The organism is bacterium (genome assembly GCA_041648665.1).
Classification (GTDB): Bacteria; UBA10199; UBA10199; order 2-02-FULL-44-16; family JAAZCA01; genus JAFGMW01.
On sequence record JBAZOP010000043.1, the window covers coordinates 1 to 23,243 of the forward strand.

A 23,243-nucleotide genomic window follows, 5' to 3' on the forward strand; every position below is an offset into this window, starting at 1 on the left:
CTCGATCTTCAGATCAAGGACAAGGGGCTGGCTGAGATCCCTGTTCACGTTGAGGCCGAAGTACGAGCCGCCGATGTTGTTGGCCAGATAGTAATTACCGGCGTCCGGCCCCTCGGTCGAATCCGTCACCGATGCGGCGCCCGATGTGAACCTCATCCACACCTTGGCCTTGGCCAGCGGAGCGCTCTCTGGAGCGCCGGCCGCGTTCCTGTCCTTGAGCAGGACCTTGACCGCGGCCTGCGAGCCGTTGTTCACCACTTCCTGCGCATAGGGCAGGTAGAAGAGGTTGGCCAGGAGCTGCGACAGTTTGAAGGAGTCGGCCGAATTCGAGTGGTCGTCATTATTGAGATCGCCAAGCTGGACCGGATCCACCGTGTCGTCCGGATTGCTGAATATGTACAGCGCGTCGTGGACGCTGACCTGGCCGTCCTTGTTGGCGTCGCCCCACATGTAGCCCGCGACCGCGTACGTATCCATGGGCAGAGGCTGACACACGAGCTGTATGCAGTAGAGACCTTCGTCGCACTCGCCCGCATGGTTCTCGCAGGACTCGCCCGCGGCCGGGTCTACGAAACCGCTGCCGGCCACTATGCTTATCGGATTCTCCGCGCTCGCCGCGGCGCAATCCTCCGGATCGGCTTCCGGAGTGGAGCAGATGCTCTCGCCGCCGTCGCCCACCAGCGATATAAGATCGCCGGTGATCTCTGCGGTGGCCTGGGCCTGCGCCGTGAAGGTCAGCTGCGCGACCTTCACGAGGCCGGCGGCCGGGGAAACGCATTCGCCGTAGCCGTTCACCTTGATCACGTCATCGCCGCCGATCTGGTTTATATTTATGTTGCCGGTCCCGACCAGCACCGAGCCGGAGCTGTACTGGAACACGCCGGTCGGATCGACCTTGAGCGTGAGGTCGAACGCGCAGAGATGCTCTGCGCCGGTGTTGATCCATATCCCCACCGGGACGGAATCGGCCGCATCGAGCGAGCGTATGAAGCGTCCGTCGGCCTGCGACGCGCCCGAGAACTCGCCCACGTCCGTGTCGCGGCGCGCGGGCGCAAGGTTCACCGCCAGCCTGAACGGATCGCTTTCGACGGCGCCGCCCGCTGCGGTGATCGCCACCGCCGCGTTGGCCTTGGCGCGCAGATTGCCGCCCGAGGAGACAATCGCCTCCGTGACCGGGTCGCCAGACTCGAGCATCGCTCCGATCGGCCTCGAATCCACCGTTGCTGACCCCGCGCTCACGTCCGCAGGCAGGCCTATCCGCGCGATCGACATGCCAAGCAAACCCGCGTACGTCTGCTGGCCGGCCTTCATCGCAAAGAAACGGCTCTGCTCGGCATCTTCCAGCCTCCCCAGGACCCTGAGGGTCCCGTTCGCCCCGCCCAGATCCGACCGCTGCGAGGAGAACGTGGCGTGGAACTTCTCGGTGCCGAACGCCCGACCCTCGAAGTCGGTCCCGAAGTGATTGGAGATGTTCGCGGAATCACCGAGGACAAAGAGCGAATTCATTTCCGCGCCCATGCCTGCGGTTATGCTATGTACGGACGTCTTCTCTTCATATGCCGACGCCGGCTGATCGACTACAGCCGTGATGCTTCCGTTTCCGGTCGGCGTTATCGGCCTGTATGCCTCGTCGAGCGCGCCGGTGACGCCGGCCATACCCACGGGCTCATCCGCCGTCATGGCGGACGACACGTTGGCCGTTATGTTCTTCCATATCTCCGTCTCGACCCAGGGGCTGCCGGAGAACTTCTTAAAGAGGCCCCATGCCTTCGCGCGGCCTCGCTCCATCCTGGCCGAATCCCCGCCTATCGCCTCGAAGCCCGCGTCGAACTTGCGCACCTCGGGCGGGATGTCGGCGTTGAACACCGGCTTGAACTCATCGGGGTAGTCGGCCGAAGGATCGAAGTCCTCGGTCGTGCGGACCGCCAACTCCTCTATGGAGCGTGCGCAGATCGCGAAACTCACCGGATCCGCCCCGCCGTACGTGACCGTCACCTTGTTGCAGCCGATGTTGCTGTTGCCCGAGATCCTCTGCGCCAGCGCGAGGGTGGGATTCACCGTCACAGCCAAAGGATCGCCGCTGATGACGACCGTCGCATCCGCGGTGACGTCCGCAGCGCCGCCGTCGCAAGTCTGCGGCGCGGAGCTGTAGAAGCAGCTCGTCACCGAGAAGGCGAGTTTGTCGGGGAGACCCAGGGCCGCCTTGGCCAGATCGGTCGAAGACCTGGCCATATCGAATACCGGCAGCGTCTCGCCCACGGGCGCAGGCACCGCCCCGCTTATCCCTGTGGCCAGAGCCACATCGTTCACGCCGCCCACGAGCACCTTGAGACGCTCCGTGCCGAAATTGCTGATCACGGTGGCGAGGCCTTCCTTGCCGAGATAGCCGGCCTTCACGTTCGCGCTCCCGCTCTTCACCGCCTGCACCTCGTAGAGAGAGGCGTTGAGCGTGAACGGCCCGTCCGCCGCAGGCTCCAGGGAAAGCGTCGCTTGGCCCGTAACGTCGGCGCGCTTGCCGCCCTCGTATATGGCCCACACGCTGACCGGGCCCTTCTGCTCCTTGACCATGAACGCATTGAAGAGCGATGCCTGGCCGCCTATCTCCTGAGACGACAGAGCGGGATTCGCCAAAGAGATGGAGCCCACGGCGCTGACCTCGATCCGCTCCAGCTCGACCGTGTCGATCGGAGACACGTTGATGTTGCCGAGCGCAACCGTGTCATAAGTTATCGCGGCCGTCGCCGAAGAGGCGAGCGATGGATCGACCGACACCCTGCAGCGGCCGTCTATCGTCATCTGAGGCAGGCTGGAGTTCACCTGCGCGCAGTCTATCCCGCGCGTGAAGTCGAACTCCCTGCCGTCCACGATCATTCCGATCTTCAGCTGCGTGCGCTGGTACTCCGTCGATCCCGCCACCTTGGCGAGAGTTGCAGCGGTAGCGCGATCGCCGTCGTATATGATGCCCAGATCGCCGGCGTTGAACCTCCAGCCGACCGCGGGCATCTGCATGTCAGCCGCCGTGACCGTGCCGCTCACCTTTGCGCTCACGCCTGACGGGATCGTGATCTTGCCGGCCGTGGCGGCAAAGCCCGACGCCGTCGCAGCACCGTAGGGAAGGGTCGAGGTGGTGCCGGAGTTTCCGCCGGCCTTCACGCTGACCTTGTACGCGGTGGCGAACGATTCAGGCTCGTCCGCCTCCGAAACCCAGTTGCGGTCCACGATCATGTGATGGTCGAGATAGCCGAAGGAACCGGACTCCGCGGCCTTGTCGAATATGGCGAGCTCGGTGTCCGTGGGTCCGTGCCCCGTGCTCACGATGGAGATCGGCGTCGGATCCGATGGATTGACCGGAATGGCGCTGGTGTTCCACAGGCTGACCACCCGCCCGTTCAGTCCGTATGCGCCCGCCACGGCAGCGGCCTTCACCCTGAGCTTGAGTTTGAGATATGCCACGTCCGCGCCGCCCGGCGTGCCATCCGCGCCGGTCTGGGCCTTGAACCTGGTCCAGCCGCCCGTCCCCGCGAGCACCACCGGCGTTCCGAAATTCGGCGCGATCGCCTGGAACGTATCCGCGACATATTCAAAGGGCGAGCTCTCCGTGAGGTCGAGCTCGAAGATTATCGTGCTGATATAGGGCGCGCCGTTCGAGTTCCCGCGCACCACTACCCAGAACTCCTCTCCCGGCGAACTCCCGCTTCCGGAGGCAAGCGGCCTGCGCGGCAGGTCGAGGAGCAGGTTGCCCGCAGGGACAGAGCCGTGACCCTGGTCCGCCACTACCTGCACCGGCGCCGTCTTCACCTCGACAGCGCCGCTCATGACCTTGAACGTCATGTCGCCCGGGCTCAGCTGCGTGTTTTCAAACGCATGCTCCGCGTACAGCACAGGGCCTGAGAAACCAAAGGGCGACTGGGTGAACGAAAGATCGTTCAGCTTGAAGGATATTCCGCTCGTCTGATAGATCGGCATCCCGGTGGAGTCGCGCAACATGGCGTAGGCAGAGAGTTTGCGGCCTGGTTCGGACTCTGAGGCAGGTACGCCCTCCCTCAAGTCCTGATACAGCGCAGAGCGCGCGAGCACGATCTTCGATTGGCCGGAATCGGCCGCCGCCGTGTTCGCCATAGCCTTCGTGACGACCAGGTTCGGATATAGATTTCCATCCCTGCCCACCACCCTGGACCTTATCTGAACCGAGTCCAGATCGACCCCGCCCATCAGGTGGCCGGTGTATTCTCCATCGAGGATGGAGAGATCGCCGCGCCAGAACGCCAGATCCTTCTCCAGGGGCGCGGTCTGGAATTCCACGTACGCGCCGTTGATGGGGCTCGGCTGGACGCAGTGATCGCCGACGCATATGCCTTCGCCGCATTCGGCGTCAGTCGTGCAGTTGCCCACGCACAGGCCGGACACGCACTCGGAAGTCGCGCTCTCCGGCATCCCGTCGTCGCAGGCCGCCCCGTCGGGTTTCGACTGCCATGCCAGATAATCTGCCGCAGCGTCGCAATACTGGCATGAGTTGTCCTCGGGGGAAGAATCTGCCGGACGGCACTCGCCGTCGATGAAGCACTGGCCAGAAGCGCACGAGGGTTCGCATTCGCCGCTTGTCGTGTTGCAGATCTCGCCCTCGCCGCACTGGGCGGTGTCCGCACATGGATCCACGCAGTTCCCATCATCGCAGACGAGCGGAGACGCACACGGGGCCTCCGGACATGACGAGGCTGTGCACTCGCTGCCGTTCCAGAACGGGGTCGGCTCCGCACATGCGCCGCAGGCACCGCCAATGCAGAACTCCCCTTCGGCCGGGCAGTCGAAGTCCGTCGCGCAGGATTCGCAGTCCGCAATCGGACCGTAATGGCATGCGGCCGTCAAACACACATCCATGGTGCAGCCGTTGCCGTCGTCGCAGTCGGCATCGACCGAGCACACCTCCGTGCAGAGGCTCGTAGGCTCATCACACGCATATCCCTCTGGGCAATCGGAATCCGCGTCGCATCCCCCTTCGGGCTGCGCCTGGCAGGCGCCGTCCACGCAGATGCCGTTCACCGGCGGCGTGCAGGAGCCTGTGACGTCAAACTCATAGCAGAGGTTGCTTACGCACTCGGTTGCCTTGCATACATTCGCCGGCTGAGCGCACGGGACCGAATCGCTGCATGCCGCACCGGTCGATTCGCCGCACTCGCCGCCGACGCACACGCCGTCGGCAGAGCACTCGGTCCCATTCGGGGCCGACACGTATACGCATATCCCTTCCGCGCACGAGCCCACGAGGCACTGCGACGGGTTGTCGAGGCCCTGGCACACGCTCGGGTCGCCCTCGCAGTTTATGGGCTGCTGGCAGAAGTCGTTGTAGCAGACCAGCCCATCGGGGCAGTCTTCGTTCGAGTCGCACGCAGGGCATACGCATGCCTCGTCTTCGCATTCCTGGTACTGGGCGCAGGCCGTGTCCGGACACTCATCCCCCTGTGCGAGCGCGGGGCAAACGCATTCGAGCGTCCCCTGGTTCACCACGAACGGAGGCTGACACGCATCCTCAGGCACGCAGTTCCCGTTCTGGATCACGTAGTCGGCCTGTTCGGGGCAGGGATCGCACGCGTCTCCCCATCCGTCGGAGTCGCCGTCCTCCTGTTTCTCGTTTTTATCGGCCGGGCAATTGTCGCACACGTCTCCCAAGCCGTCCTTGTCCACGTCGGACTGATCGTAGTTGGGATTGTTGGGACAGTTGTCGAATGACTCGTATGGAACGGCGAGGATTGGGCCGCCTTCAAAACCGGTCGAAATCCCCGTGGCTGCGCCGCCGACCGTCGCCCCACCCTCTTTGACAGGCGAGCTGCCGCCTCCTTCAGGGGCAGGCCCTGCGAATACCTTGGGCACGAAGATCTCGCCTACGTATGAAATTCCCCTCCATATCTCTTCCAAATATGACGTGGGCCCCTGCTGAATATTGAGATCAAGCTGCTGTTGCACGCCCTGTTGGGGCAGCGTCTGGACGCCGGGTTGAGTCTGCACCCCGGGTTGGGCCTGACTATCGGGTTGAGTCTGGGCATCGGTTTGAGGCTGCACGACCTGCTCGACGACTCCCGGGTCCCAGATCGGCGGCTTGGTCTTCCAGTCGGGCGTCTGGGGTTTGCTCAGCGGGCCGAAGTCGCCGCGGCCGTCGCCGTCCGCATCGCCTTGATTGGGATTAGCGACATGAGGCCAGTTGTCGAGATTGTCCGGTATCAAATCGCTGTCAAAATCACCCCACTGGGCAACGACGCCTGTCGGCGGAGCCGGCCTCTTTGCGCAGTCCAGATACAGAGTCCCATCCACCGTGCTGACAACAGGGGAGACAGCCGGATCGCAGAGCTGGCACAGATCGCCCACGCCGGAGCCGGCCACGATCTCTTCGCCATCGGCATCCTTGTCCGCCTGATCCCCGTTTGGGATCTGCGGGCAGTTGTCATAGCAGCAGTTGGTTTTCTTAGTCCCGGTGCAGGTCTCCTCTGAAAGGCCAGGATATCCGCAGCGGTTGGCGATCGGCGGGATCAAGGACGTGATGACCGGGAGGCCGGTCTCCGCATCGGTGATCGAATTCAGTTCCTTGTCCTTGACCGTATCGTTGTCCGCGTCCGTATCGCAGGCATCGCCTATGCCGTCGCCGTCAGTGTCCGCTTGGCCCGGGTTATATGTGTACGGACAGTTGTCGAAGCAGCCCTTGTCCTTCAAGAAATGCGCCAGCTCCCCGCCCTCATCCACCGGAGTGGGCGCCTTGGGAGTCAGCGAAAAATCGCCCGGCAACTGAGGCTGCGAACCGCCGGATTCGACCGGGGTCGGGGCTGCGAGAAGCCCGAGCAGAGACATCTGCGGGCCCTGCAGGATTACCCCCTGCTGGGGCTGCACAGGCGCAACCTGCGGTATAGCCGGCGCATCGCCCTGCTGCCCGCCTTCATCCTGCGGTGCGAGCTGCGTTCCCTGCTGCACGGCGCCCCGGCCGTCCTCGGGCTCGACCTCCACTTCACGCTGTTTTTTGTCGCTCGTCTCGCCCTGCTGCTCGCCCACGAAAGTCATGCCTTCCAAAGCAGGAGTGGAGACCTCGAACTGTGCTTTGAAGCTGTCCGGCACTATGCATTTACCCTTTGCAGTGCAGTGCAGGATGGTCTGACGGCGCGGGAAGAGCTCCGTGTCGGTCGCCGTGTCGGGATCGCAATCAGTCACAGAGCAGTATTTGGTGAGAACGGGCCAGCGCGGCTTTTTGTAATAAGCGTTGGCCTTCTTTTCGCTCGGGCAGTTAGCGGACGCCATGTCGCAATGCACCATCGCGCCGTTGCAGAGCGGCGCGCCGAGGAAGGGCGGCGTAATGATGCCGTCCTCGTCAGGATCGGGGAAAAGCGATGCGTCCGGGATCTTCCCCACTTCCACGCCGGGCTTGCTGATGCCGATGTCGATCTCGCCCCCACCGCCGGCGTACGGAGTGGGTTCTTCCTTCGGCGCAACGGCCGCGCCGACCACAGCTGGGGCTGTGGCAAGAGTATCGACCTTGGCCGTGGTCACAGCACCCGCGCCGACCGCGTCCGAAGTTGTAGCGAGAGTATCGACCTTGGCCGTGGTCACAGCGCCCGCGCCGAGCGCAGCCTCCGAGGTAGGCTCGCCCTGCTGCAGCAGCTCCGCACCTCCGACCACTGCGACATCCTCCGGGATCTTGACCTGTTCAGCAGGGATCTGAAGCTGTGGACCCTGCGGGGTCGCCGCTGCGCCCTGAACAACGGTGCTTGGCGCCTGCGGCGGGGCAACGGCAGCGGGCTGCTGCACGATCACTGCCCGGCTTGTCTGAGTCGGCTCAACCGGTTGCACGACAGCCGCCATCTTGTCTGTCTGCGCGGGCTCTACGACAGCGAGCGCCGAGACGCCTGCCGCCTGTTCGGAGAGCTCTATGGACGCGCGCGTCGGGATCGCCTGCGTGATATCGAAATCGGCCAGCTCTATCCTGTATTGCCCGTTCTTGAACGTGAACGAGAGCGGGATCGGAGTCAGCGGTTTATCCTGTTTCTTCGCATCGATCGCAGCGGCAAGCCCCGACACTGCGGCGACGTATGCGCTGCAGCCCGCGCCCGACAAGTTGGCAGAACAGAGGATCTCGCCCGGCACGATGCCTTCCACCTCCAGCGTGTTGAAGTCGGTCGACGGGACCACCACACCATCAGGCGGCTTGATCGTGTATGCGATGGAGAATTGCACGATATCGCGGCTGCGATCCCCCGCCACCACGGTGAGACCAAGAGGTTCGACATTAGCGACCACAGCCGGGATGCCCACGATCTCCTTCTGCTCCGGACTAACCTGCGGTTGAACCGCAAGTTCCGGTTGAGCTGTGACCTCCGGTTGAACTGTGACCTGCGGCTGAGCTGTGACCTCAGGCTGCGCTGTAGCCCGCGGCTGAACTGTGACCTGCGGCTGAACCGTGACCTGCGGCTGAACCGTGACCTGCGGCTGAACCGTGACCTGCGGCTGAACCGTGACCTGCGGCTCTGCTGTGACCTGAGGTTTCACCGGCACAACTGTCCGCAAACCAACCTGCGCAAACAGGGGACTGAAATCGAACAGCGAGGCGGCCAGGTTTGTCGCAGCAAGGACAGCGACGCACACGAGCGCCGGGCGCACGAAACGATTATTGAGATGCGCTTTGATCTTCATGACAGATGCCTCCGATTGAAAAAAAGGCAGAGAATACGACACCGCATAAGGAGCAATATTCGTACCATTATTCAGGGTCGATTTAAACAAATTTATTCGTGTTTAAGCATAGTTAGGCGATTTTAAGGTGTGTCGTATAACTAATTAGAAACACTGGGAAAAAGTAAAACAAAGTCCCCCCTCATCGCCATAGCCCGGCTGAGCGAAAGACAGTCCGGAAAATTCATTATGAGAAAACGTCAATACATTGACGAAGCTGCGAATATGGACAAAGGCGACCCCCTCTGTTATAGGGCGCGCATGCCATCCCAGAATCAGATGAGTTATATCGCGGTCGACGGACCGATCGGCGCGGGCAAGACCACGCTGGCAAAGATGCTATCCGAGGATATCGGCGCTCACCTCTGCCTCGAACCGGCTGAGAAGAACCCGTTCCTCGCCGAATTCTACAAGGACCGCCAGCGCAACGCGTTCAAGACCCAGATATTCTTCCTCCTCAACCGCTACCAGCAGCAGCTGGAGCTTCGCCAGCGCGACCTCTTCGCGCGCGAGCTCATATGCGACTACACCTTCGCAAAGGATCTGATCTTCGCGAAGGTGAACTTGAGCGAGGAAGAGCTGAAGCTCTACAATACGATATTCAACCTGCTGCGCGAACGGCTGCCCAAGCCGGATCTCGTGATCTACATGAAGGCCGACTCGAGCGTGCTGCTCTCGAGGATCAAAAAGCGCGGGGTGGATTACGAGCGCCCGATATCGCAGGAATACCTCGAACAGCTGACCGAGAGCTACAGCCGGTATTTCCTGGACTACGACGAGACTCCGCTATTGGTGGTGGACACGAGCCGGCAGAACTATCTGGAGAACGCCGAGGACTTCCAGAACATCAAGCGCGCGATCCTCTCGCACAAAGGCGGGACCGTGCATCTGATCGCAAGATCGTAGGTGAAACATTCCATGGCAAAAATTCGTATAACCGACATCGCGAAGAAATACCGCGCAGGCGAGAAGATCACGATGCTCACCGCCTACGACGCCACCGTGGCGAGGGTCGTGGACGAAGCGGGGATCGACATGATCCTCGTGGGCGACTCGCTCGGCATGGTGGTGCAGGGTCACGAAAGCACGATACCGGTGACGCTGGACGAGGTGATATACCACACCCGCTGCGCCGTGCGAGGCGCAGGCCGCGCCCTGGTGGTGGCCGACCTGCCCTTCATGAGCTACCAGGCCTCCAAGACGCAGGCGCTGCTCGCGGCGGGCCGTGCCATGAAGGAGGGTGCGGCGGGCGCGGTGAAGCTGGAAGGCGGTCTGGAGATGGCGGAGGCGGTCTCTCTCATGACCGCGGCCGGCATCCCGGTGATGGCGCACATAGGCCTCAGGCCTCAGCGCATCCACGCGATGGGCGGCTACAAGATCCAGGGCAAGACAGAGGGGGAGGCCGCGCTGCTCATAGAGGAAGCCCGCGCGTTCGAACGCGCGGGCGCGTTCTCGCTCGTGCTCGAAGGCGTGGCGATCGAAACCGCGCGCGAGATCACCGAGGCGGTGAACATCCCCACCATCGGCATCGGGTGCGGGCCTCACTGCTCAGGGCAGGTGCTCGTGATCTACGACATGCTGGGCCTCAACCCCACGTTCAGCCCCGCGTTCCTCAAGGTCTACGCGGACGGTCACCGCATGATCACCTCCGCCGTAAAGGACTACATCGACGAAGTGAAGGCCGGCCGCTTCCCTACGGAGGGGCACGGGTTCAAGAGAAATCGGCAACAATGAAGTCATTCCACACAGCGAGCGATATGCGCTCATGGTCGCGGCAGGAGAAGGCGGCCGGACGCCGGGTCGCGTTCGTGCCCACGATGGGCGCTCTGCACGAAGGCCATCTCTCGCTCATGCGCGAGGGAAAACGCCGAGCCCCCAGCCTCGCGGTCTCCATATACGTTAACCCCACCCAGTTCGGCCCGAACGAGGACTTCGGCAAATATCCCCGCGAGCTCAAGAGCGACCTGACGAAATGCGAGTCGACCGGCGTCGATGCGGTGTTTCTGCCGACGGACGGAGAGATGTATCCCGACGGATTCCAGACCTTCGTTACGGTCGAGGAGGTGACGAAGAACCTCTGCGGCGCCTCCAGACCCGAACATTTCAGAGGGGTCGCGACCGTGGTGGCTAAACTCTTCAACATCGTAGAGCCGGACGTCGCGCTCTTCGGCGAGAAGGACTTTCAGCAGCTGGTGGTCATACGCAGGATGGCGCAAGACCTCCGCATCCCCGTCGAGATAGCCGGCTGCCCCATCGTGCGCGAGCCCGACGGCCTGGCCATGAGCTCGCGCAACAAGTACCTCTCCCCTGCGGAGCGCATGAGCGCGCTCTCGCTCCACTGTTCGCTCGGTGCGGCGGTTGAGATGGCGAAGTCCGGCGAAAGCTCCGCGGAGAGGATCATATCGAAAGTCCGCGAAACGATCGAATGCGACGGCGGCGTCCGCATCGACTACGCGAAGATCGTGGACTCCGAGACGATGGAGGACGTGGTCGAGATAAAGCGCCCCGCGCTGCTGGCCCTGGCCGCCTTCGTCGGCCGGACGCGACTGATAGACAACGTTCTCCTCCCGTGAGGCCATATGAATATCCGCTCGTCGATCCCGATTTTGATCGCCGCTATCCTGCTTTCAGCGGCCGATTGCAACGCCGCCCCTGCGCCGGCCGTCAACCTCGCCGTCCTTCCGGAGGACGGCGCGACGCAGATCATCAAAATCATCTCCGAAGCGAGCTCCGGCATCGACTTCGTGGCGCACCGCTTCGAAGAGGGACCAATAGCCGACGCGCTGGCGGCTGCCGCCGCGCGAGGCGTGCGCGTGCGGGTGATGCTGGACAAGGGATCGGAAAACGGGGCGGATACAAATGCGTCCGTGGAGAGGAGGCTCAAGGCGGCTCACGTCTTCACCTCCTGGACCAACCCGAAGTTCATATCGACCATGGCCCGCGCGATAATCGCGGACAAGTCGAAGGCGCTGGTGCTCACCTTCGACCCGGTGCAGGAGAATTTCTCCGGTGCCAGGGGATTCGCCGTGCTGATCAGGGACCCCATAGACGTCTCGGACCTCTCGTGGACTTACGAGGCGGACTGGTCACGCGTGCTCGTGAAACGAAAACAGAGCTCGCTGGCGTGGGAGCCGGACGGGGCGAAGGCGAAGCTCTTCGACATCATCCACGGCGCCACGGCGTCGATCGACATCTACGCCGACGACGTGAAGGACCCCGAGATCGAGGAGTCGCTGGCCCAGGCGGTCAAACGGGGCGTCATCGTGCGGCTGCTCGCAGGCAGCAGCGCCGTGTGCTCCAGCGCGGGCCTCACGAGGCTCACCATGGACGGGGTGACGGTCAGATGCATGCCGAAGCTCACCCTTGCCGCAAGGGCGATAATAGCGGACGACGGACGCGGCTCGCATCTCGCGATGCTGGGCATATCGAGGCTCGAGTCGAAGCGCAGCAGTCAGACGCGCGGACTCGGCGTCGTAGTATCGGACGAGAAAAGGCTCGGCCGCCTCAGAGAGACGTTTTTACGGGACTGGAACGGCGCGAAGTAGTCCCCTTCACCAGAAGCGATATTCCTTCGTGGTGCTCGCCACCCACGGCTTCTCCTTGTCATAGGAGTAGGGGTTCCCGAACGGATCGACGATCTCCCCCTTCTCATTGACCCTGATGCTGGCGAGATTCACGAAACCCTGCTTCTTAGAATCTCCGGGGAGGACATACTTGGACCTGCAGAGTTTCACCAGGTTGTCCGGTTTCTTTTGCTCCATCATCGTATAGAGCGCGACTCCATTGCGCAGCATCCTGAGCTCTCCGGTGAGCTGTTTCTGCTTCGCGACGTTCCTCTCCTGCAGGAAGCTGTTCAGCAGGAAGGAGAACGTCACCACGAACACGACGATCAGTATCACCACTTCCAGAGCACCCCTTTTCGAACTCTTGATATCCATGCTTGCTCCTTTCTCACAGATGTTATTTGATCAACCTGTCATATAGGGAAAAAACGATCTCGATGAGTATCAGCAATATGATCATCCACTCGAGCGAGTTCGCTGTCCGGTTCTGCAGGAGGTCCGCGATGAGCTCCAGGTTTTCCTGAACCATGCGCAGCTTGTAGTCGATCGTCTTGTAGCGCTCCCTGATCTCCAGCATCTCGAATGCGCCGCGATAGAGGCTGTCCAGGGTCTGGTCGTTCCAGGTCTCCTCGGGTTTGTCGAGCAGATAGAGCGACGCCACGAGATCCTGCTTGATGGTTATGCACTTGCCGATGAAGCGCTTGATGCTGCGGCCGGTGCGAACCAGCCTGCCGTGCTTTTTCAGCGTCCGGCCGATCTCGGTGGCCTCGCCCACCATCTGGTCGACCTTGATCTCGAAGTGCTCGAGCGCCATGGACTGCGCCAGCGCCAGCGCCAGTATGTCGATGCGGTCGACGGAGAGTTTGTCCAGGATCGCGCGCTCGAAGCCGACCGAGCAGACCGCCCCGCGCCTGTGCTCCACCGCGAAGTCCTCGCTCGTCAAGAGCTCCGGCCCGTAGCCCATGATCGTCTTGATGCGCTCGATCACGTCCGCGCGGCGCTCAGGGGTGACGTTGAAGAAGATCACGGCGCCGAATCGATAGACGAAAAAGAAGCTGTCGTCGGCGTCCCTGTACACGAGCCTGTTGGCGGACTGGAGCAGGGTCTGCTTTTCGAAGAGGCGATCCAAGTCCTTGAGCTTGAGCGTCTCGGTCAGGTGATAGCCGTGAAAGATGTAGGTGCCCTGCTGGTTCTTGCCCCCGTCCATGGCCCAGGACAATACAACCCGCAGGGGCCGCACGCAAGTGCCTAAAGCGGCCAGTTTTTCTTTGTCTTTTACGGACATTGCGGGTACTTTTTCGCGCGTCTGCAAAGGAGGGGCGGATGAAACTTTCCGAGAGGGGCGCGATCAGATCGGCGATAGCGGACGGGGGCTTCGGCCTTTATCCGGCGGGCAGGCTGATGGATTCGATAAAGGCGGGGCTCTCGGGCGACGACCTGCGCGGCGACTTCGACCCCTCGGCCACCGCGGAAAAGGTCCTCCGCGCGCAGGGCCCGGGGGAGCCCCAGGCCAGGGCCGTCTTCGAGCAGGACATTTCCCTCCTCGTGGAGAGGCTTCGGACGATGAATCCGGAGTACGACATCGACTCGGTCTTCGACAGGATGCAGGCGGAGGCGCCCGCCCTCGCGAAGCGCTACTATGGGATCGCCTCATTCGACGCCCCCAGGCCGCGCGTGCTCGAGTACTTCTTCGAGGGCATCAACGACATGTACAAGGACGGCGACTGGTTCGCCTTCAACGTGAACAGGGCCGAGTCCGCGGAGATGAACGTACCGATCGGCACCTACTTCAAGCGCGACCAGGTCTCTCCGGGGCAGCCGGAGTTCGTGGCCATGCACGAGGTCAACCACGCAATGCAGGACATAGCCGCATCGCCGGATGGCTTTCACCACTACGTGCCGTGGTTCGACGAAGGGCTCGCGGATTCATTCGGCAGGATGATGCTCTTCCGTGTGACGAAGGACGAGTCGCTGATAGCCAAGGTCAAGCGCTTCCGCACCGAGGTGGAGGCCGACGACCCGCGCAAGGCGGCGTACCACTACGCGGACCAGATCGCATCTATGATGCTCATCCGCGGAAGGCTGCCGTTCGTCAAGGCGCTGATGCGCGCCCGCAAACGTGATCCGTTCTCCATCGACTGGAGCGGGCTGGGCGATCGGATCATGGCCGGGATCGACCCGCACGTGGCGCTGATCAACGCGTATCGCGGGTCCAAGCCGGAACAGTTCTCGAAAAAATTCGAGAGGGAGGAGACCGCTTTCAGAAAGGAATCGGATCTCGACGCGATCGATCTGCGGGTGCTGGCCATGTTCCTCGCCAGCGAGAGGCCGGCCTGTCTCTCGGCCTCCGAATACCGCGCCGCGCTCTGGCTGGCAGACGAGATAGCACGGAAACCGAACCCCCACAGGGTCGTGATAGACCGCGAAAAGAAGGATGAGGAGGGATCGGAGATAACCCTGGGGCCTATCCTGAAATCAGCGTCTATCGTGACGGACGAGGCACTGAAGAAGGACCATTCGCTGGAGGCGAGGATAGCGATCAGGGATGCGGACGTGCCGGAGGAGCACAAGGCCGGCGTGGCGGAGCTGGCGGCAAAATACATGATCACCAAGCGGATCGTCGGCGAGGAGCTCGTGTACCAGCCCTACGGCGGCGGCCTCCCCTATCGCCTCGGCACCGGCGAAATCCGGTGCACGTATTGAAATGTCCTCCTGGGCTTAATACTCATCAGACGGAGAGGATCGGGACATCCTTCCTTCGCTCCCCGGCACTTCGCTACGCTACTCGTCGCGAAATCTTCTTTGCTTCTTTTCGGCTTAAGTGTCTTCCGCTTGTCAGCCCTTAAGCCTTAGAAGCAATGGAAGATTTCGCTTCCTCATACGCTCCGCTCCGTAGACGCCTCCAAAGTCGCTCAGGCAAGGACATCCCGATCTTCTCCGTCAAATCGGCACGCCGTACCTCTCTCCGGCCTTCTCTTTCTACTATTGTCGCGCGAGGGGAAAAGGGGTAGGGTTAGAGTTAAGTGTCGTGTCCCAGATTTTCTCGGGTTACAGGTGAGAAAAGGTCGGTGTGGAACTACAATCTGTTTTGTATCGATTTACCAAAATTGAAGGCTAAGCTATATGCCACAAATTCCTGATTATTCAGCTACTCAAGTGGTGGTGAGGAATGTTAAACGAAAGGAAATCGACTGTCCTAATTGTAATAAACCTTTGATTTTGGGCGCAGCAGGTTGGGGTACCACTCTGACATGTCCTGAGTGCAACCAGAAAACCTACAATCCCGTATATGAAAAATGGTGGCATAGACCTAGGAATTTTATTGGCACCTTAATTTTGGGTATTATTGCTAGCCTCATTGCAGGGATAATTCTGCAATCTAGCTTTAAATGGGGAGGTTGAATGAGTATTAAAATAGCGGGAATTGATATCACATTAGCAGTAGTAAACCTAGAAGTGCAGTTGAAGACTACTCAAAATATTCTTACTTGGCTTATGGCGAACAATGGCGATAGGCTCACACTTCCGTCAAGTGACATACTTAAGGAGATAAGGAAAACCTCTCTAGAAACGATTCAAAAAAAATACCCTGATGCCGGTATTAAAGAAATAAATAATGCGACTAAAGACTAACTCCCCGGATCACCGTTTGCCATTTGACACCTCGGGCATTGTTCATCTTGAAAAAGGGGATGTTGATGAATTCACAAGTGGTAAATACAGTTCGTATTAATGTCGATTCTTTAGTAGGGAATCTGCAGGTTAATTTACAGCATTTATTTGATCTTGTACATTTTAGTAATGTCGCCAGTTCATCCGCTCAAGAAGCAGAATATAATGCTTCTTCCTTTTTTCAATGTTTTATGCCTGCACAAAACCAGAGATTAGGCTTTGCAGAAGTCAAAGCGAAATTTGCCCAATGGTGTATGATAACAAGTTTTGAAGATGCGATTAATTATATACATCATCTTCTCGATGAAGCGTTCACAGTGTGTGAAATATTGAAATCTCGTCAAGTCGATAGTTTGAGTACAAGATTATTTATGCGGATACTTAACAAATTAAGACCAGATTTTCATACTTTCGGCTTGCCCAAAAAGTTAGAGCGTTTAAGAGATGGGTACGGGGTTAATTCTGCAATGGAAGAACATATCTTGAGTTTTAATAGGGTGAGGAACTGCCTCGTGCATCGCCTAGGAATTGTAGGCGCTCAAGATGTTCGGGCAGGCAGCACTTTAGTTGCTAAATTTAGACAAATGCAATTCGTTGCAACAAATCCCACTCAAGATCAAGAAATAATAATAGATGGTCCTATCACACTTTATGATGGATGGACCATTGGAGTGAGATTCATTGATGACCAAAAAGAATTCCGACTCGGCGAACGTATTATTTTTACAGAAAAGGAACATTTCTCGGCAATATTTACATTTTTTTTGTTTGGGCAAACGTTGAGGAATTCAATCTGTAACATATTTCAAAACCATCAGACGGAGCAAGTTTAGGAAAAATGATATCGCGGAATTCCGGGGACACGAGACTTAATTAACCAGCAATTACCCCATGCTATTATCCACATTGGCGTTGAGTGCCGCGTGACGGAGAGGGGCGGGATGTCCTTGCCTGAGCGACTTTGGAGGCGTCTACGGAGCGGAGCGTATGAGGAAGCGAAATCTTCCATTGCTTCTAAGGTTTAAGGGCTGACAAGCGGAAGACACTTAAACCGAAAAGAAGCAAAAAAGATTTCGCGACGAGTAGCGGAGCGAAGTGCCGGGGAGCGAAGGAAGGATATCCCGACCCTCTCCGTCTGCATAACCCCATCGTGCGAACGGAGCTCCCGCCACATCATACGCCTTCAGGCGCAGCCCACTGCCCAGAATCGCTGCACCAGTGCTGCGAATCGCTGCAGCCCACTCAATCCTCAATCTTCTAACTAGTTGATAACAAACGATGAGGGCGTGCGCCGATCTCGGCACGATCATTGCTATACCTATATCCCGGATCATCTTGAGGAATTACCAATAGTGGTAACAAACCGTTTGCTTTACCAAATAAGGTAATATACAATATGTTCGATGAAGCGGCACAGTGGTTCATTGTGGAGCACAAGACGAGGGCAACAAGGGTCGTCGAGAGGGCGCCCAGACAGGTGCAGGAAAAATATGAGTTCTGGAAGGAACTGATGCAGTGTCAAGGGCCCGAGGCGGTCCGAAAACTTCCCGGGTTCCGCGATCATCCCCTCAAGGGCTGGTGGCGAAGCTGCAGATCGTCGTCTCTGAATGATCAGTATCGGGTGATGTACCGTATCGATGTCGAGAATGCGACGATCCACGTGGAGAAGATAGGGCCACATAATTATTGAGCGGAGGGCGCGATGGCGCGGTCAAAATCAGATTATATACCTGCAAAGCAACTGGTGCGCCTTGCAGCAGGGGACATCGTACGGATCGCCTGTGAAATGCTGGGGATTACCCAGGCCGAGCTTGCGCGTAAAGCCGGAATGCATGCCCCACACCTGAGCGACATCATAAGCGGCAAGAGAAAGATCGGCAGGGCCGTCGCCGTGCGCCTGGCAAACGTACTGCAAATACCGCCCGAGCATATCCTTTTTGTCGGTCATACGCCGCGCGATGGAGCCGACGTCGAAGCACTCTACAGTAAAATGGAATCGTCGTTCGCAAGGCGCAACGGTTTCCTCCGCGATGCACTCAAGACGTTGAAGGAGGCCCAGAGTCAAAAGGACAAGGAATGCATCGCCGCCATGAAGCATGCGATGCACTTTATCAGTCTGGCGATAGAGGCCAATCCCACAGGAGAGCTCTCTTCTTTCATCCGGGACAGAAAAGAAAACACCGAAAGGCGCGCCTCAAGGATAAAAAAATAATCTTTGGTCATTGGGATTTGGAATTTGGCGCTTGATTCAAAGTAAACGTGTACTCGTGCCGCTTCTTCGCCTTTGCCGCAGGATCTGACTGCTTGTCGGGCGCCACGCCCCACACCGAATAGACGATCTTGTTCCCCTGCGTCGCGAACCTCCAGAAGTAGCGGCTGTCCGCGTCCGCGTCGCATTTGCCGTCCTTGCAGTCTATGTAGTAGCCCTCCACGCCCTTTCGCACCTCGAGCGTTGCGCCGTACTCCTTGGCCTTCTTCCCGTCTTTATAATATTCTTTCTGCACGATCCTGTTCCCGGTGAGCTCCCACTCCTCGCTCAGGCCGGCCCCCGGCGAAGAGAGCTTGAGCACGCACATCTCACCCGATTTCGTCACTGCGAGAGTTGCCGGGAAACCCGAGAGCTCCTTTGTCACGGACCAGGTCTTCCCCGAATAGGCTCCCGGAGTGCATTCCCATGCCGAGGCGATCGAAGAGACGAAGGAAATCACCGTCGCAAGCGCCGCCACGATCAAAAGTCTTTTTGCGTTCATCGGACCTCTCCTCAGCGCTCATCCTTGTTTGGAAGCGAGCCCATCGTGAACTCGTCGCGCAGCACGCCCTCTTTGTCCACCACCTTCGCGCGTATGAGCGTGTCGTCGATGTTCACCAGTATGAAGTGGTGGAAACCGTGATACAGAGGCGAGCCTGCGCCGGCGCCGATGACATAGCGCACCCCGTCCTTGTCCATCCGTCTGTAGCCGTGCTCGTGGCCGTGAAACACGATCTCGACCTTCTTCTCCACGAAGAGGCGGTGGAGTTCGTCCCTCTCCGCAGGATGGCGGTCGAGCGACTCCTTCTCGTGGAACGCGCCCTTCCACATGAAGAGCGGGTGGTGGACGAACACGAACTGGTGCTCGTATTTCCCCGGGTCGAGCGTCCTTCTGAGCCAGCCGAGCTGCTCCCCTGTTATCATCCTGTCGCTCTTCGGCTCGACGCTGTCGAGCACCACGAAGAGATCGTCTCCCACGGTGAAGCTGTAGTGAGTCTCCAGGCCGGGCAGATCCACATGCTTGCGCCAGAACTCCTCGCTCCTCTCATCCTCTATGTCGTGATTTCCCGGAACAAGATAAAATGGGACCTCTATGGGCGCCGACAACTTGAGGAAGTTGTTCCAATGATCCTCGTTTCGCATCTTGGGGAGTATGTCCCCGCCGAACACCACGAAGTCGGGGTTCCTCTTGACCAAAGCATTCACGATCTTCGAATAGACTCGGTCGCCGGAACGGCTGTCGCTTATGAATACAAAGCTGTACTTCTCGCCCAGAGAAAGCCTCGCAGGGGCCGACCCCGCAGCCCAGGCTTGCACCGAGACCATGACGATTGCGATGACGGCGAATACGGCTGCACTGCCCTTCATAGCCCCTCCTCCGCAACCCTTATCAGATGCCGAAAGTCGTTGCAAAGGACATAGTCCGTGCTAATTTCCCCTCCAAGTTACGAAAGGGGGAGCTCATATGCGCATGAAATCTTTGACAGCGGTGGTGATAGCGCTGGCCCTGGCAACCGCATTCTCGTGCACGATGAGAAAAGGGGAGCTGGGAACCGAGAAAAATCCGGTCAGGTTCTATTTCATGCCCCTCAAGGGCGAGGAGGCGTTCAAGGCCGCCGCCCCGGTCATCGAGAAGTACCTCACCGAGCATACCGGCCTTGTCGTCCGCGCTGAGGATTCCGACGATTTCATCACCATCATCAAGGCGCTGGGCCAGAAAAAAGCGGACATGGCCTTCATGAACACCCTGGGCTACGTACTCGCGCACGACTGGACCAAAGCGGAGGCGGAGCTCAAGTACCTCTACGGCGACGTCTACAGCACCTACAGGGGCGAGATCCTCGCCCGCGTCGATGGCGGCATCGAGTCCGTCTCCGACCTGAACGGGAAGAGCATAGCCTTTGCCGACGCATACTCCGCAGGGGGCTACATCTACCCCATGAAGCTCCTCAAGGACAACGGCGTCGCCCCGGGCAAGATCGTCTTTGCGAAGGGCCACAAGAACGCGGTCCAGATGCTCTACGACGGCAAGGTGGACGCGGCCGCGACATATCACACGCAGCCCTCTTCCGCCGGCCTCATGCGCGACTCGAGGACCGAGATCGCGAAGGAGCACCCGGACGTGATCTCCAAAATAAAGATAGTCGCGCTCACGGACGAGATACCCAACGGCCCGATCGCCACGCGCAACGGGCTTCCGCCGGAGATCAGGCAAAAGCTCACCGCGGCGCTCAAGGACTTCGCGCGCACGCCCGAGGGCAGGAAGACCCTCTTCGAACTGTACAACATGACCGGCTTCACCGCTTCGGAGGACTCGGATTACGACGGAGTCCGCAAGGCGCTGGATGAGCTAGGGAAGAGCGTGCAGGAAGTGGTGCCTGGCGGGATCTCGTTCTACAAGACCTATATCGTGCCTGGGTTGGAATAAAAATTCTTTCGCGGAGGATAAATGCCCGAACAAAAATCCATCGCACAAATACCCGAGCAGAAATCCATCGTACAGAGACTGGCCGGGTTCGGCATCGCGGCGCTATGCTTCGGATACTTCGCCTCCTACATCCCCTACTCCATGATGACCAAGATGATCACCAAGGGGCTGTGCTGCAACTTGGGAGGCAAGGGGCTCACCGGCTTCGAGATCCAGCCGATCGCGGTCCTCGGAAGCTTAGTCGCGATGTACGCCTTCATCACCGCGATGCGCTGGTGGAAACACTGCACTCACTCCAGGATATTCGGGCTCAACATCCCCAGGCCGCAGTGGTTCACGTTCCTCTCGGGCATATGCACCGCGGGTCAGATAATCACCACCACTCTCGCCTACACGTTCAGCGGCATAAGCATCGTCTTCGCCATGCTCCTCATGCGGGGAGGCGTGCTCATCATGGCCCCGATCGTGGACATGGTAGCCCGCAAGAGGCGACGCCACATCTACTGGCCGTCGTGGGTGGCCGCCGGTCTCTCGCTGGCGGCGCTGATCGTCGCCTTCGCAGGCAAGGCCGGCACCGCCATGACACTCGTCGCAGCGATCGATATCGCGCTCTATCTCGCGGGCTACTTCTTCCGCCTCTTCATCATGAGCAATTACGCCAAGGGCACGGACGCGGAGGAGCGAAAGCGCTACTTCGCGGAGGAACAGCTCGTGGCGAACCCGCTCCTCCTCCTGGCGCTGCTCGCTGCCGGGCTCTACGGCTCCCACATAGGAGGCACAGGCTTCTTATCCGAGATATGGCGGGGCTTCGTCGAGATACCGTGGCAGGGCTACTTCCTTTTCATATTCATGCTCGGGGTATTCTCGTACGGCACCGGCCTCTTCGGAAGCCTGATCTATCTCGACAAACGCGAGAACACCTTCACCGTGCCGGCCAACCGCGCGGCCAGCATAATCGCCGGGGTCATAGCCACCTATCTGCTCGCTATAATTTTCGGGGAAAAATATCCCGGTGTTCATGAACTTGTCGGCGCCGGGCTGATCATCCTCGCAATCTTCTTCATGGCCTACAGGGCCGCAATAGAAAAGCGCACGGCAAAATGAAAAAGGTTTCAACAATAATCCTTACGGCGATCTCGATTCTGATCTGTCCCCCTCTGTATGCCTCTGATGCCGTGGTGCTCAGCTGGTCCGACTGCCTGAGGGAGGCGGCGAAGAACAACCCCCAGCTGGCGGCGTCCTCGCAGCAGATCGAGCAAAAAAAGGCGGAAAAGCGGATGGCGATCGCCCCCATGCTCCCGCAGATAAGCGGCCAGGCCAGCGCAGGCAAGGCCGGCGATCTGTCCGGTGGGCCGCAGCGCGACAACAACACGTATTCCGCTACGGGCGATCAGCTCCTCTTCGACGGATTCAAGACCTACAACGAATACAAATCCGCGGAGCAGAACATCTCCGCATCCCAGCACTCCTACACTGCGGCCTCCTCCGAGGTCCGCTACAACCTGAGGACCGCTTTCGTGAATCTTCTCAGGGCGCAGACTCTGGTCCCCATAACCGAAGGGATCATTGAGAGGCGCAAGCAGAACATGGAAATGATAAAGCTGAAATACGAATCAGGCCGCGAACACATCGGCGCGCTTGAGCTTGCCGAAGCGGACTATGCTCAAGCTCGATACGACCTCCGCAATGCCAGGCGGGACATCTCCTCTGCGCAGTATGCGCTCAGGAAGGAGCTGGGATGGCCGAGCGACGTCCCGATCGTGGCCAAGGGCAAATTCGATCTCATGAACCCTCTGGATAAAAAACCCGACCTCAGGACGATCGCGGACAGCCATCCAGCCGTGAAGACGGTCTCGGCTGAGAAGGAGTCGGCCAAGTACGAGATCGGGGCTGCAAAGGCCGAGTTCTTTCCAACGTTCGGCCTCACCGCCGAAGCGGGAAAGGTCGGATTCGGAGGATTCCAGAGCGACAACGGTTGGACGGTCAACGTCAACGCCTCCCTTCCGATATTCGAAGGGGGCCAGCAGATCGCCAACACCAGGAGGGCCAAGGCGAGACTCATGGAGCTCTCGTCGACCGAGAAGAGCGAATATGACGGCGTCCTCTCCGGGCTCGACAGCGCATGGCAGGCGTTGGACGACGCGGTGGAGCTCCGCTCGGTGCAGGAAAAATATCTAAAGGCCAACGAGACCCGCGCGAAGATCGCGAGGGCCCAGTATGCCAACGGCCTTCTCATCTTCGACAACTGGGTGATAATCGAGGACAACTACGTGAGGTCGCAGAAAACCTATGTGGACGCCCAGGCCGCCATGTGCGCAGCCGAGGCCGCGTGGATAAGAGCCAAGGGGGAGGCCCTGGAAAATGAATAACAAGATTCTCATGACCATCAACAGGAAGAGGAAGCCGGCCGTCGCCCTGGCGTTCGTGCTGATCGTGGCGCTGTTTGTCGTGCTCAGGGTAATCCGCAGCGACGATTCGGAACAAAAACTCGTTCCGACGAAGCCTGCCCGCGGCGATATCTCCCTTGTGGTATCCACCGTGGGGACGGTCAAGCCGCAGAACCGGCTGGAGATCAAGCCGCCGATCAACGGCCGGATCGAAAATATACTCGTCAAGGAAGGGCAGA

Annotated in this window: 18 protein-coding genes; 13 read left to right on the forward strand and 5 right to left on the reverse strand. The window is 59.5% G+C overall.

Translation table 11 applies throughout. The annotated features are described in order from the left end of the window. Nucleotides 1-8,667: thrombospondin type 3 repeat-containing protein (locus WC683_12720; protein ID MFA4973474.1), on the reverse strand; the 8,667-nt coding region annotated here is incomplete at its 3' end. Nucleotides 8,668-8,967: 300 nt separating this feature from the next. Between WC683_12720 and WC683_12725 the strand changes: the two genes are divergently transcribed. Genes WC683_12725 through WC683_12740 form a run of 4 tightly spaced genes read left to right on the forward strand, consistent with a single transcriptional unit; the run spans nucleotide 8,968 to nucleotide 12,251 of the window. Next, nucleotides 8,968-9,612 (forward strand): deoxynucleoside kinase, encoded by a 645-nt coding sequence (locus tag WC683_12725; protein ID MFA4973475.1) that lies wholly within the window; start codon nucleotides 8,968-8,970, stop codon nucleotides 9,610-9,612. A gap of 12 nt (nucleotides 9,613-9,624) precedes the next feature. Further along, nucleotides 9,625-10,440, forward strand: a complete 816-nt coding sequence (gene panB, locus WC683_12730; GenBank protein ID MFA4973476.1) for a 3-methyl-2-oxobutanoate hydroxymethyltransferase — start codon at nucleotides 9,625-9,627, stop codon at nucleotides 10,438-10,440. Further along, on the forward strand, nucleotides 10,437-11,279 hold the full coding sequence (panC, locus tag WC683_12735) for a pantoate--beta-alanine ligase (protein MFA4973477.1): 843 nt from the start codon (nucleotides 10,437-10,439) through the stop codon (nucleotides 11,277-11,279). The genes panB and panC overlap by 4 nt, the downstream gene beginning before the upstream one ends. Nucleotides 11,280-11,285: 6 nt before the next feature. Further along, the gene (locus WC683_12740; protein MFA4973478.1) at nucleotides 11,286-12,251 is read left to right on the forward strand and encodes a phospholipase D-like domain-containing protein; all 966 of its coding nucleotides are present in this window, start codon (nucleotides 11,286-11,288) and stop codon (nucleotides 12,249-12,251) included. Between the two features lie 6 nt (nucleotides 12,252-12,257). Here the strand turns inward: WC683_12740 and WC683_12745 are convergent, their stop codons facing one another. Together WC683_12745 and WC683_12750 are read right to left on the reverse strand one after the other, a co-directional pair. After that, on the reverse strand, nucleotides 12,258-12,644 hold the full coding sequence (locus WC683_12745; GenBank protein MFA4973479.1) for a hypothetical protein: 387 nt from the start codon (nucleotides 12,642-12,644) through the stop codon (nucleotides 12,258-12,260). Nucleotides 12,645-12,666: 22 nt separating this feature from the next. Then, a complete protein-coding gene (locus WC683_12750; protein ID MFA4973480.1) occupies nucleotides 12,667-13,476 on the reverse strand; it encodes an RMD1 family protein in 810 nt (269 codons plus the stop codon). 116 nt (nucleotides 13,477-13,592) lie between these two features. On the opposite strand from WC683_12750, the gene WC683_12755 reads away from it, so the two are divergent. The 5 genes from WC683_12755 (at nucleotide 13,593) to WC683_12775 (ending at nucleotide 18,153) form a co-directional block, all read left to right on the forward strand. Then, nucleotides 13,593-14,972 carry a hypothetical protein gene (locus tag WC683_12755; GenBank protein MFA4973481.1) on the forward strand — a complete coding sequence of 460 codons (1,380 nt, stop codon included), beginning with the start codon at nucleotides 13,593-13,595 and terminating at the stop codon, nucleotides 14,970-14,972. A gap of 699 nt (nucleotides 14,973-15,671) precedes the next feature. Further along, nucleotides 15,672-15,902: a hypothetical protein gene (locus WC683_12760; GenBank protein ID MFA4973482.1), complete on the forward strand. Its 231-nt coding sequence runs from the start codon at nucleotides 15,672-15,674 to the stop codon at nucleotides 15,900-15,902. Nucleotides 15,903-15,967: 65 nt separating this feature from the next. After that, nucleotides 15,968-16,774 (forward strand): hypothetical protein, encoded by an 807-nt coding sequence (locus WC683_12765; GenBank protein ID MFA4973483.1) that lies wholly within the window; start codon nucleotides 15,968-15,970, stop codon nucleotides 16,772-16,774. A gap of 563 nt (nucleotides 16,775-17,337) precedes the next feature. Next, complete coding sequence (locus tag WC683_12770; GenBank protein MFA4973484.1) at nucleotides 17,338-17,631, forward strand: type II toxin-antitoxin system mRNA interferase toxin, RelE/StbE family; 294 nt, start codon at nucleotides 17,338-17,340, stop codon at nucleotides 17,629-17,631. 12 nt (nucleotides 17,632-17,643) lie between these two features. After that, complete coding sequence (locus WC683_12775; GenBank protein ID MFA4973485.1) at nucleotides 17,644-18,153, forward strand: helix-turn-helix transcriptional regulator; 510 nt, start codon at nucleotides 17,644-17,646, stop codon at nucleotides 18,151-18,153. A 7-nt stretch (nucleotides 18,154-18,160) separates the two neighbouring features. Here the strand turns inward: WC683_12775 and WC683_12780 are convergent, their stop codons facing one another. Further along, nucleotides 18,161-18,691, reverse strand: coding sequence for a hypothetical protein (locus tag WC683_12780; protein MFA4973486.1), 531 nt, complete (start codon nucleotides 18,689-18,691; stop codon nucleotides 18,161-18,163). Nucleotides 18,692-18,702: 11 nt separating this feature from the next. Next, nucleotides 18,703-19,557: a metallophosphoesterase gene (locus WC683_12785; GenBank protein MFA4973487.1), complete on the reverse strand. Its 855-nt coding sequence runs from the start codon at nucleotides 19,555-19,557 to the stop codon at nucleotides 18,703-18,705. Nucleotides 19,558-19,654: 97 nt separating this feature from the next. On the opposite strand from WC683_12785, the gene WC683_12790 reads away from it, so the two are divergent. From WC683_12790 to WC683_12805, 4 genes are all read left to right on the forward strand, one after another. After that, entirely contained in the window at nucleotides 19,655-20,617 is a 963-nt protein-coding gene (locus WC683_12790; GenBank protein ID MFA4973488.1) for a phosphate/phosphite/phosphonate ABC transporter substrate-binding protein, read from the forward strand. A 21-nt stretch (nucleotides 20,618-20,638) separates the two neighbouring features. Next, the gene (locus WC683_12795) at nucleotides 20,639-21,721 is read left to right on the forward strand and encodes a hypothetical protein (GenBank protein MFA4973489.1); all 1,083 of its coding nucleotides are present in this window, start codon (nucleotides 20,639-20,641) and stop codon (nucleotides 21,719-21,721) included. Further along, nucleotides 21,718-22,986 (forward strand): TolC family protein, encoded by a 1,269-nt coding sequence (locus tag WC683_12800; protein ID MFA4973490.1) that lies wholly within the window; start codon nucleotides 21,718-21,720, stop codon nucleotides 22,984-22,986. The genes WC683_12795 and WC683_12800 overlap by 4 nt, the downstream gene beginning before the upstream one ends. Further along, a partial coding sequence (locus WC683_12805) for a hypothetical protein (protein ID MFA4973491.1) occupies nucleotides 22,979-23,243 on the forward strand: 265 nt, incomplete at its 3' end. The genes WC683_12800 and WC683_12805, both read left to right, overlap by 8 nt.

Excerpts from the sequence above, each read along its gene's own strand:
- WC683_12745 (MFA4973479.1), bottom strand. The coding sequence starts at position 12,644 with ATGGATATCAAGAGTTCGAAAAGGGGTGCTCTGGAAGTGGTGATACTG.
- WC683_12755 (MFA4973481.1), top strand. The coding sequence starts at position 13,593 with ATGAAACTTTCCGAGAGGGGCGCGATCAGATCGGCGATAGCGGACGGG.
- WC683_12795 (MFA4973489.1), top strand. The coding sequence starts at position 20,639 with ATGCCCGAACAAAAATCCATCGCACAAATACCCGAGCAGAAATCCATC.
- WC683_12770 (MFA4973484.1), top strand. The coding sequence starts at position 17,338 with ATGTTCGATGAAGCGGCACAGTGGTTCATTGTGGAGCACAAGACGAGG.
- panB (MFA4973476.1), top strand. The coding sequence starts at position 9,625 with ATGGCAAAAATTCGTATAACCGACATCGCGAAGAAATACCGCGCAGGC.
- WC683_12725 (MFA4973475.1), top strand. The coding sequence starts at position 8,968 with ATGCCATCCCAGAATCAGATGAGTTATATCGCGGTCGACGGACCGATC.
- WC683_12785 (MFA4973487.1), bottom strand. The coding sequence starts at position 19,557 with ATGAAGGGCAGTGCAGCCGTATTCGCCGTCATCGCAATCGTCATGGTC.
- WC683_12780 (MFA4973486.1), bottom strand. The coding sequence starts at position 18,691 with ATGAACGCAAAAAGACTTTTGATCGTGGCGGCGCTTGCGACGGTGATT.
- WC683_12740 (MFA4973478.1), top strand. The coding sequence starts at position 11,286 with ATGAATATCCGCTCGTCGATCCCGATTTTGATCGCCGCTATCCTGCTT.
- WC683_12775 (MFA4973485.1), top strand. The coding sequence starts at position 17,644 with ATGGCGCGGTCAAAATCAGATTATATACCTGCAAAGCAACTGGTGCGC.
- WC683_12765 (MFA4973483.1), top strand. The coding sequence starts at position 15,968 with ATGAATTCACAAGTGGTAAATACAGTTCGTATTAATGTCGATTCTTTA.
- WC683_12790 (MFA4973488.1), top strand. The coding sequence starts at position 19,655 with ATGCGCATGAAATCTTTGACAGCGGTGGTGATAGCGCTGGCCCTGGCA.
- panC (MFA4973477.1), top strand. The coding sequence starts at position 10,437 with ATGAAGTCATTCCACACAGCGAGCGATATGCGCTCATGGTCGCGGCAG.
- WC683_12760 (MFA4973482.1), top strand. The coding sequence starts at position 15,672 with ATGAGTATTAAAATAGCGGGAATTGATATCACATTAGCAGTAGTAAAC.
- WC683_12750 (MFA4973480.1), bottom strand. The coding sequence starts at position 13,476 with ATGGACGGGGGCAAGAACCAGCAGGGCACCTACATCTTTCACGGCTAT.
- WC683_12800 (MFA4973490.1), top strand. The coding sequence starts at position 21,718 with ATGAAAAAGGTTTCAACAATAATCCTTACGGCGATCTCGATTCTGATC.